Source organism: Radiobacillus sp. PE A8.2, assembly GCF_045635475.1.
Lineage (GTDB): Bacteria > Bacillota > Bacilli > Bacillales > Amphibacillaceae > JBJGXI01.
In genome coordinates this window covers 1-10,298 of record NZ_JBJGXI010000083.1, presented here as the reverse complement: position 1 = coordinate 10,298, position 10,298 = coordinate 1, and the positions used below count along the sequence as shown (strand labels likewise).

The following is a 10,298-nucleotide window of genomic DNA, read 5'->3' as shown; positions in this document are numbered from 1 at the left end:
CCCACCGATACCCCAGACATTTCCATCTGGACCAATTGTAAGCGCACTCACCACTTCATTACCTTCTAACGGTATAATCGTTTCTTCTACTTGCTCCGTAGCCAAGTTAAAGACGACTAGTTTTCCTTCTTCAGTAATAGGACTAGTACTGAGTCCACCATGAATGGTAGTGCCGAGGTATGCGTAGTCCCCTTTAACGGCAAGAGAAGTAATCGATTGGTCTGGGCTTAAACCTTTATATTCTTTCACTTCTTCTGTTTCCGGATCATAAACTGCAAGAGAACCGGTCAAATAACCACGATCTGCAATACTTCCAGCATAAATTTTGCCATCATATGCCTTCATTGCCACTGGTCGATTTTGTTTCGAATCCCCCAAATCAAATATGGTCTCCGGATTCCATGGCTCATGTATATTTTGTCGGTAAAATACTGCATAAGGATAGTTACCGAAATAAATGTAATCTCCAATTGCAGCCATTCCCTCGGCTTGACCTGGTCCGCTAAATGTTTCTGTCGTTAGTGGATCGTCAGGATTTACACGGAATGAACCTGCGCCTTGTACACCAACACCATATACGTAGCCATCTCCACCAACGGTAAGCTGATACGTTTTACTCGCCGCAGATGGCATTGGGATAGGTATCTCTTTGTAAGCATCTGTTTGCGGATTCCAAACCCATGCATTTCCAGAGTTACTAATCCCTGCATAAGAGCTTCCTGGAAAGTTCACTTGATCATCAAGCTGAACGACACCAACATTTCCGGAATTCGGGAAGACGTGCTCAGATTCCATGATTCCAATTGAATCATCATCTAGATCAAAATAGTTAAATTTATCATCGTATGTGAAAACAACTCGATTCTCTGCATCTGGTGGCGCTAGCTCACCATATACATACTCTAGATGTGCTATTTCTTCATACGTATCAGGATCGACAACAACGGCGTCCGTTGGGTTTACCCGTTTAACGAATAGTCGATCTCCATAGAGTTTAATACCTCTAACGTGTTTAGATTCATCAAGGTTCTCTAGAATTCTTTCTGTCTCTCCAGTATCTTTATCATAGACATAGAGCGCACCTGGTGAACCAAGCGAAAGGAATACTTTGTTCTTATATTCAACCGCATCAAATAAATACGATCTTTCATTATCAATTACACCAAGATCTTCATATTCTTCTGTGTCTGGGTCATACGTAAATAACCTACTAGGGCCATAACACGTACCCCAAACCTTACCATCAGAAAGCTCAAATAAGCCATTTATTCGATTACAGCCTGTTGGTAAGTTTAAGCTAGTAATTTTTTCTGTCTCTGGATCATATACCTGCACACCATCTGTAGTTAGATATACCTTACCATTTGAGTGCAGCATCGTTCCTAAAGAATTAGAGTTAGCTTGAAGTAATACTTCCAAACTACCATCATTTAAATCAATCTTTCCAAAGTTATAACCTAGAGTCGTAACCGTATATGCGTAATGATCATCAAAAGTACCGTTATTTGTATGCAATGTGAACGCCTGTGAACCGAAATCTTCAATCTCTGGAAGCTGTTCAACATTGACCATATCCCACCATGTTGCTCCAGTACCTTGATGCGTAACTTGAACGTTAACCTTTACTGCTTCAACTGGCGCTTGGATATCTTTAGCGATTTCATCCCATTCTGAAGAGGAAGCAATGATAGACTCTTCGTCGATGATATTACCACTCGCATCCATCCATTGTACCTGCAGTGCAGAATCATCGTTGTCAGTTTTTACACTGCCTTGAAAGCGGTACCATACACCGCCATTAATTGCCCCGTCTTGTTCTACTACTACCTCTTCATCTGCAGTAGCTGATAATTTAATAGAACGGACTCCTTCTGCGGAATCTGATTGATCAACACTAACGTTTCCTACACTGTTTGAAGTCCACTGATCAGTATCCATTTCAAAGCCACCGTTAAACATCACATTGCCAACATCTTTAATAGAGGCAGAGTCCCAATAAATACTACCCGAAACACCATCTTGTGCTAAACGAAAATCTACTGTAGCTGCGCCCTGTGGAGCAGTTACCTTCCCGCTGATTTCCTTCCAGTCGTGGGTTGGATTAAGATCTGCATCTGCATACAGCTTTTCCCCTTGAATTTGATCGCCGTTTGCATCTTTAAAAATTAATTGAATGTAAGGAGAGTCACTTACATTGTTCGTGCGGTGCCAAACGGAAGCCATATAAGTAATTCCAGGAGTCACTGCAACTTCAACTTGTTCGATAATGTTATAACCATCCGTATTGTTATCATAGGTCATGAATGATTGTGCACCTTTATGGACTGGGTTAGTAAGAATATCATATGTACCATCCCCGTCAACTGAGCACTCCCAACCATCTGGGCAGTTATCATCATTCTCATCCGTTTCAAAGCTACCGTTTGCAAGCTCCGTAACACCCTCAGTTTCCGTTGTTGTTGAGGTTTCACCCTCTTCAGCATACGTAACTGTTGGCAATAATAAGAGTATTACCATCATAAGTATAAAGAATCTTTTCATTTAATAATAACTCCTCTCAAATTTTTATAAAGAATCAATTTGCTACTTATTTGATCACCTCCTTAAGCGCACGCAACATAGTTTCTCATAGATAAACTTTCCTCATATCCTCTATTCTTTTCAACTAGAGATAAATAAAGAAAAACAAATCTTCCTAGGGCAACAGAGATGTTATAGATTTTTAGTAGTTTGTGATTTTTGTTTGAATCCTAGAAGTGAAGGTAATAAGATTGAAATTGTTTAAATCAAATTCAAAATAGCAGAGGAAAGTGAATACACATGTTGTTAATCAGTATTCTGTTAAATTTGATCGTTCTACAATGGCAGTTTAGTAGATGCTTGAAAAACTCATGGAGATATTTGTAGTTAATCTATGAAGAATAAAGAATAAAATTTTCAACTAGAACTGGGATTCTAGTATAATCTTTGATTTGCCTCCAAAAGGTGAGTGAATCGCTAGATCCTCTGAAAGATCAGTTATTCAAAAGAGGACTTTTTTAACCTTATTTTTTGTGGTCAATTGATATAGTAAATTTCTTTATATAAATTATACAGAGGATATAGTTTCTGCAAATTCGAGATAATTGTTATAGTACATTCACACAACATTAATCACTTGTTGTTGTACATAAGATTATAGTAAAAATTATAAAATGACAAGTCCATTAACTGTCTTTTTATAATTGAACACAGCCCTTAGCTTTTTAGTTAACTAGATGAGTCAACTTCATAATTACCTTACATAGCTATTTGAGATCCCATATAGTTTAGAATCGGGTTAATAAAAATAGGCTACCAACACCAATAGAAATTGGTAGTATGGCGCCTTATCTTTTGATTTGACTATGAAAACTATAAGCGCTACAACGACATCAATATTCTTATAGATTGCCTCCCTACGCGTTAATAGGCTTCCATAATAATCTGCATATAGTTGCGCCATTTTACCTTCATGTTCCAATACATCAGCCCTTCAAAATCAAAGGATTGGTAATTCGTATGTTCCCACCACTTAGTAATCATCTACGAGGAGTCTTCGTTTATTACAACACGCAAAGCACTGAAAACAAATTGTCAACATAGGTAATGTTTCTATACTAGTTTGAATAACTAATAGTAATGCATGTTGAGTTTTACAATCTGTATCTGTATGGCCTATGTGCTTAAGCCACTTTTATTATTTGTAATAGCTGATCAGTAGTATATTTACTTTTAATTCCTGGTTTGTCTAGTAAGTATTGCAGTATTTGTTCATCCGAAACACAATATGCTTCTTTGTAGCCTCGTATTAACATAGTTAGATAACTTCTTGACGGAGTCGTATGTTCGATTTGGTCTATATCGAGATAATGAGTAAAGGTGAAGATCGGGTAATTATCACAGTCACCAACGTACATAATGTTACCGTATCTTGACTCTCGTATAACTTTTGAATCGTTTTCTATTACGCTATCAAAATCAATAACAATATCGTCGACACCATTTTCCTGTTTCACGACATCAATGAATTGTTCCTTTGTTATTAAATACATACGACCTAAAGTTCTCACGGAACTATCTTTTGATGTGCCTATAAATGCTACCCCTCCCCCCCATCTTTTAGAATGAGTTGAAAAATAAAGATGAAAAGGTAGATTAACAACACGTGTTTGTAACGGTAATGACTGATCTCTACATCCAACTTCACGTTTGCTTGAACCTGGCGGCTTCTCTCCTTTGATGTAACAAAGAAACCTTTCTTCACATAGGTTCGATCCATAACTCGAATACCATACATAGTCAGTGTTAATCTTGCTCACTTCAATTCCACCCTTCAATGTTTATAAAAAAACAGTCAAATTAGTCAATTTCATAATACTGATTTTTAGCTATCTGTATAAGGTAATTATGAAATTGACTCAAATTATAAATAAAATGCCCAATAACACCCTAAAATGTAAATGGTGTTATTGGACATTGAATTTATACATTCTATAATATGAATTATATCACTTCCAAAAAATCCTTCTCAGGAAATTCAGGATGAGGTACATGTGGCTCTGTTTGATACCAATAAGCAACAGATGCAATATCATCTTGAAGTGGTAAATACCTTAGTCGGCCTGATTCCTGATTCCTCCAACCAAGCGCCTGAATGGTCACCTTCAGGTCGTTCTCAAATCGAATAGGATCCATAACATGCCACCGATACATGCCAAACCGCTGTTGACTGCGATATAATCCATCTGGCTTGATTATTTGCGGTAGCCCTAAATATGCTGTTGAATATTCTCCATACTCGCCGGTAGGATGTTCGAAGTTATTAGCTCCACCAAAATAATCCTCTGTTCCAGTACCACATATGGTTGGAAAATCTTGATCTCCATCCATATAGAATTTTATTTCTCCTTCTCCCCACCAGCCATTATTGTTAACGCCCCATGCGATGTAAGTTCCTACATAATGACCGTGACCTTGTATTCCATCAACAATGGTATGGACTTCTTTATATGGTAAAGGATTGTTCCTTCTCCACTGTGCATGAAAATACGCCATATCGTCTGGTACTTCAGTTAATGTATATGTTATTTGATAGAACAGTACAATTTCATCTTCACTTAGGTTTTCAATTGTAAATTGAGCAGATTTTCGAAATGGCATTTCCCAGTAAGAATTAAATCCTCCTGCTGGATTAACTGCTATTGGTAAAGAATTAACGTTACATCTTTCATTCCATCCGTTACAGAAAAAGTCACCATATGGTGTTTCTATGGACGGATCTTTTTCTTCGTCCCAATACGCTCGAAGAACCAATCTGCGCCAATTCCTCGGTTGTGTTGTCATCCATATATGCTGAATAGCACCTGGTCCTTCAATATTAGCAATAGTTACCTTCGTGTTTGCTGGAATACGGATAGCAGGGTTTACCTTCCATCCTTGCCCCAAGCCTTCCGCTCGTTTTGTAGCGAAACCATCTGTAGCCATTCCGCCTTTTCCTTTTTCACCCGAGTAATTCTCAGCGCTAATCGACCTTGTTTTTGCATGAGATAATTTGGACAAATTGCCCATCCCCATACCTAGTCCATTAAATGTGTACATTCATTCCAACTCCTATATTTGTCAGGAATACATTACTCACCAATAGTCTGACGATCACCAGAAGAATAAGTAATAATCATGCGACAAGGTTCCCAAGTAGTCGTAACGGCGTGGTGAGGAACACCAGCTGGAATACGTAGCATCATTCCTGGTTCCAAATGGAATGTTTCATCTCCAAGTGAATGATCACATTCTCCCGATAACACAAAAATAAATTCTTCACAATTCGGGTGAATATGCCGTGGATTAGAATCTCCAGCGTTAATATATACCATGCCAAATGTCATTTCTGCATCTGGATCTATTTCTTTACCACACAACCATTGAATTTTTCCCCAATCCATATCCAATACGTGTTTTTCATCTTTCAAATTTGTTATTGTTGCCATCATGTATCACTCCATTTCTTTTTTTCAAACCTATTGTTGTGAGTTAATTAGTAATTACTCATTTATCGTCGTTAAAGTACCCTGTTCCGCTGTACAATACGCTTCAAAAAGCTTCAAAATCTCTAGAGACTCTTGTAATGTACCCTTCTCAAGTGGTTTTTCTTCTAATATAGCCTCACAGAAATGAAGCACCTCCTGTACATAACCTAAGTAAAATATATTCTTGTTATATAATTGACCAAGCGAAAATTCTGGTTCCCAGTAAAGCGGGGCACTTTTGTTATCCCATAAATAAGATGCTGACCTCCCATAATTTCGGGATTCTAACTCTCGGTAATAGGTTACTTTTACTCCATTTTCAACTATGACGTTTGAACCTTCTCCGATTACTTCCAATCGTTCTAATGGACTTGTCTTAGACATGCCCGCAGTCATATGCATTGTTCCAACTGCACCAGAAGTGAATCTTATATTTGTTACAGTTCCACCATTGTTAGGCTCTCGTAAATAAGAGAAATCACGAATCGGTCCCATTAAATAATGCAATACTGAACCTGGATGGAAAATATGATCTAGAAAACCTGTCATCTTCGTTAAATCTCCACGTTCTTCTAAAACAGGTATGCTTTGTGGATAGCGAATATAAATAGAAGATGGTTTTCCAAATGCTGGTGTATCCATAATCTCTTTTACTTTCTCTATAGAAGGGAAAAATATCTTTTTAAGGCCTGTCATCACTAATAAATTTTTCTCTTCACTCATCGACATTAATTGCTTAATCTCGTCAGTAGAAGCTGCAGTCGGTTTTTCCATCCAGACATGTGCACCAGCTTTCATAATATCTTTTGCTAGTTCTGTAGCTTGCACACGGCCCTCCGATGTATAAGCTGTCACGATGAATACTGCATCAGGGCGTTCCTTTTCTAGCATCTCATGGTGATTTGTATAATAGTTCCTAGCTCCAAACTGGCGAGCGTAATCTCTTGCCCTGTCCTCATTCATATCGCATATAGCCAATAAATCAATCGGTGCATACTGAAAGGTTGGATATACATTACGGAATGAGTGTCCCCCTGCACCAATAAAACATACCTTGACTTTCTTTTCATATTCAAAATTATATTTGATCAATACATTTCCTCCTTTTCTAGGGTATTAATTTAATATTCAGAATACAAACGCTATAATTAATGGCTGCCAGAAAAGTGACAACCAGTATAACTATGGAGTTTTCGTAAATACAGCTAAGTAGCGCACTTCATCGGATACAGGTTTTAGCTCATGATTTTCTATTGAGTCAAAATATAAACTGTCTCCAACCTGTAATAAGTACTCTTTGTCACCTACCTGAAACGTCATTTCTCCTTCTAAAATATAGATAAATTCTTCCCCTGCGTGAGAAAGCTTCTGCCCACTTATTTCTCCTTTTCTTGCAGTGAAAATATAGGGCTGCATTACCTTTTCACTTCTTTCAACAGCGACAGGCAAAAACGAATATCCCTTATCCGTTTTTATTGTTCTTTTTTCTGTTGCAATGTGAGGAGTAAAAACAGTTCCTACATGCGCCTCTTCATCCATTAATTCAGATGCTTTTACACCAAGAACGTCAGCAATTTTCATTAAAGAAGCGATAGCTGGAACGGATTTCCCGTTTTCTACCTTCGACAAAAAGCTTTTAGTAAGACCACTCGCCTCTGCTATCTCTTGTAATGTACGCCTTTGGTCCGTTCTAAGTATTCGGATTCGCGTGCCAATTGTCATTCTTTTGTCTCCAATCTAGCATATAAAAAATATAAATACTTACACAAAAAGAAACCATAGTTCCTAATAATTAACTTTGTTTATTTTAATTCAACTTTGTTTCATGCTTCTATTTTATTATTTTTTAAAAATTTGTCAACCTCAAATTATACATAGAACTTTTCGTTATGGTTAGTTATGCAATTTTTTCATCTGCACCATTGATTTACACACGGAACTTTATCGATCATGTTTAAATCTACTATGTAAAAATCTTTACTTTGACAAATACAAAATAGGTTTAGCTAACAAGACAATATAAAAAACGTTTGGGCAATTAACAATCCAAACGTTTCTTTTTTGCTAATGATTAGTATTTACTTTGCTAAACATAGTCTGTTTATTTCACCTATTATTTTGTCTAACAGTTGATCCAGGTAAGTTTAGTAGAATACACTAAAATGATTCTTTTTTACAATATAATCCTTAGGCTCTGGTGTTAATTCATCAATAATACAGCTATCCCAAGTACCTTCCTTACAATGACCTAATTGCATAATCGACGGAAATGATTCGAGTCACAAATCGAATTCCTTTTGCACAATAGAAATCAAACTTTTCAAAGTTGAAATAACCTCTGTCAAATACGTGCAGCGCATTTTTATCTTGCACAATCACTGCATCCAACTGTGTTTCGTCTGCTGGTCTAGCTGGCGTAATGATGACATCGTTTGGATAGGATTCACCATCGCAAAAAACAAGAGAGGTGTGCATCTTTATCCCGGATTTTGTATCTCGAAAATCTGCCCATTCATATTGACTAAGGCACATGGAAAGCGTTGATGAGTCAATTAAATGAATCTTTCCGAGTGCTTTTTCAGCCTTCTTTGGACCAAGTATAAGATGTAACTTTTGAATCAATTGGTGCATGATAACTTGAAATATTTCAGATGGTATCTCACCAAACTTTCTGGAAAGTTGTGATTTACTGATACTCTCCAAACCTACTTGTCTTTGTACCATTTTTTTACGTTTCACATTTTCACTTACTCGTCGTAAACTAGGCAGTCCTTTTAGCTGGGCATGGATAAAAAGCCTTGTAAATGTTAGTAAATCTAGCTTTTTAACATATTTGTCAATCTCAGCATGGTCAATCATTTTTGAATAACTTTCGAATCTAATGGATGTATGTATTCCTTGAATACAGTTTTTATGGTATTATTGTCCATGGATGTATTCTCCTTATAATTAGGGATTTGGACAGGACTACCATACCCTAATTATAAGGTTTTTTTGTGCTTTAAATTGCTAATATTGCCAATAGTCCCAATCTTCAAACGATTTATATTCCTTGACTTTTGTTTAGAAAGTCTATGCAACGCTAGTGGTATATTTTATAATTTCCTTTACTATAAAAAAAGCCTGTCACACTGTAACAGGCTTACTTCACTAAATCTCTATATCAACTACAATACCGTCCAATCTTCCCGATTCCTTTATAAAGGCAGAACATGCGTGGTGCTCTGGATTATTTTCATATGCTCGAAGTGCTTCTTCATTTTCAAAACGTACAGTCAATACTACTTGATAACCTTTATTACGGTCACTAATATTCAGACCTGCTTGAAGATCAACCACACCTGTCAGATGTTGTTGTAAAGATTTGAATCTCTCCACAACCTGTTGTAACTGCTTTTCGGTAGTACTTTCTTCAAACTTTAACAATATACTGCGATCAATCATGTACATCCCTCTTTCTAGATTGGATTTGTATTCCGAGTTTAAATGGAAATTATCTCTCGTTAACTAAAACTTCTACTCGGTCTCTTCCATTAATTTTTGCCTTATACAATGCAGTATCCGCCTGACTCATTAAATCTTCCACATCTTTTTGCTTAACTACCGACCCTGAAGCTATACCAATACTTAAGGTAAGATAATCAGAAATTGGTGATGGTTCAGCATCTAATTTAAGGTTTTTCACAGCACCGCGGATAGATTCAGCAAGTTGATATGCACTTTCTTCATCTAAATCAAAAGCTGCCACTAAAAATTCTTCACCGCCAAATCTGGCAACGAATTGTTTTTCCTGTTCAATTATATCCTTAGTCGTTTGAGCAACCAAATAAAGGGCACGGTCTCCATGTAAATGTCCATAGTAATCGTTGAATTGCTTGAATGCGTCAATATCCATCATTAACAAAGAAAGTTTACGCTTACCACTATTCATAGATTGTTGCAGATACTCATGGAAACCTCTGCGATTTGATACTTTAGTTAACTCATCCATTATTGCTAAACTTTTAAGATTTTCATTTACTGCTTCTAGCTCATTATTTATCTCTTCATTTTCGATTACTTTTAATGCTAGATCATTATTCATTTCCTTTAATAAAAGTTCATTACAAAAGTTTCTTGCATAACTTCTATAAAGCATGCGTGAGGTTAACCAACAAAAAAATAAGAAAACAGATAAATTAATATAATGGCCAATTACTATATTCTGTTCTGATTGGAAAAAAGGCAGGCCAACAAATAAAGTGACTACCG

General features: G+C 36.7%; 10 protein-coding genes. All 10 read right to left on the bottom strand.

Annotated elements, in window-relative coordinates:
* A partial coding sequence (locus ACI6MV_RS24395; protein ID WP_407272923.1) for a carbohydrate binding domain-containing protein occupies positions 1-2,541 on the bottom strand: 2,541 nt, incomplete at its 3' end.
* Between the two features lie 1,163 nt (positions 2,542-3,704).
* The gene (locus tag ACI6MV_RS24390; protein ID WP_407272922.1) at positions 3,705-4,340 is read right to left on the bottom strand and encodes a hypothetical protein; all 636 of its coding nucleotides are present in this window, start codon (positions 4,338-4,340) and stop codon (positions 3,705-3,707) included.
* Between the two features lie 184 nt (positions 4,341-4,524).
* Complete coding sequence (locus ACI6MV_RS24385; protein ID WP_407272921.1) at positions 4,525-5,619, bottom strand: glycoside hydrolase family 172 protein; 1,095 nt, start codon at positions 5,617-5,619, stop codon at positions 4,525-4,527.
* Positions 5,620-5,651: 32 nt separating this feature from the next.
* Positions 5,652-6,008: a cupin domain-containing protein gene (locus tag ACI6MV_RS24380; RefSeq protein WP_407272920.1), complete on the bottom strand. Its 357-nt coding sequence runs from the start codon at positions 6,006-6,008 to the stop codon at positions 5,652-5,654.
* A gap of 54 nt (positions 6,009-6,062) precedes the next feature.
* On the bottom strand, positions 6,063-7,139 hold the full coding sequence (locus ACI6MV_RS24375) for a Gfo/Idh/MocA family protein (protein ID WP_407272919.1): 1,077 nt from the start codon (positions 7,137-7,139) through the stop codon (positions 6,063-6,065).
* A gap of 90 nt (positions 7,140-7,229) precedes the next feature.
* Complete coding sequence (locus ACI6MV_RS24370) at positions 7,230-7,769, bottom strand: helix-turn-helix domain-containing protein (protein WP_407272918.1); 540 nt, start codon at positions 7,767-7,769, stop codon at positions 7,230-7,232.
* A 422-nt stretch (positions 7,770-8,191) separates the two neighbouring features.
* Positions 8,192-8,305 carry an isochorismatase family protein gene (locus ACI6MV_RS24365; RefSeq protein ID WP_407272917.1) on the bottom strand — a complete coding sequence of 38 codons (114 nt, stop codon included), beginning with the start codon at positions 8,303-8,305 and terminating at the stop codon, positions 8,192-8,194.
* The gene (locus tag ACI6MV_RS24360; RefSeq protein WP_407272916.1) at positions 8,286-8,906 is read right to left on the bottom strand and encodes a transposase; all 621 of its coding nucleotides are present in this window, start codon (positions 8,904-8,906) and stop codon (positions 8,286-8,288) included. Before ACI6MV_RS24360 ends, ACI6MV_RS24365 begins: the two co-directional genes overlap by 20 nt.
* Positions 8,907-9,197: 291 nt before the next feature.
* Complete coding sequence (locus ACI6MV_RS24355; RefSeq protein ID WP_407272915.1) at positions 9,198-9,491, bottom strand: Dabb family protein; 294 nt, start codon at positions 9,489-9,491, stop codon at positions 9,198-9,200.
* Positions 9,492-9,540: 49 nt separating this feature from the next.
* A partial coding sequence (locus ACI6MV_RS24350) for a GGDEF domain-containing protein (protein WP_407272914.1) occupies positions 9,541-10,298 on the bottom strand: 758 nt, incomplete at its 5' end.

Bases quoted from the DNA above. Each gene is read 5' to 3' on its own strand.
- ACI6MV_RS24385 (WP_407272921.1), bottom strand. From the start codon at position 5,619: ATGTACACATTTAATGGACTAGGTATGGGGATGGGCAATTTGTCCAAA.
- ACI6MV_RS24380 (WP_407272920.1), bottom strand. From the start codon at position 6,008: ATGGCAACAATAACAAATTTGAAAGATGAAAAACACGTATTGGATATG.
- ACI6MV_RS24370 (WP_407272918.1), bottom strand. From the start codon at position 7,769: ATGACAATTGGCACGCGAATCCGAATACTTAGAACGGACCAAAGGCGT.
- ACI6MV_RS24365 (WP_407272917.1), bottom strand. From the start codon at position 8,305: ATGCAATTAGGTCATTGTAAGGAAGGTACTTGGGATAGCTGTATTATT.
- ACI6MV_RS24360 (WP_407272916.1), bottom strand. From the start codon at position 8,906: ATGATTGACCATGCTGAGATTGACAAATATGTTAAAAAGCTAGATTTA.
- ACI6MV_RS24355 (WP_407272915.1), bottom strand. From the start codon at position 9,491: ATGATTGATCGCAGTATATTGTTAAAGTTTGAAGAAAGTACTACCGAA.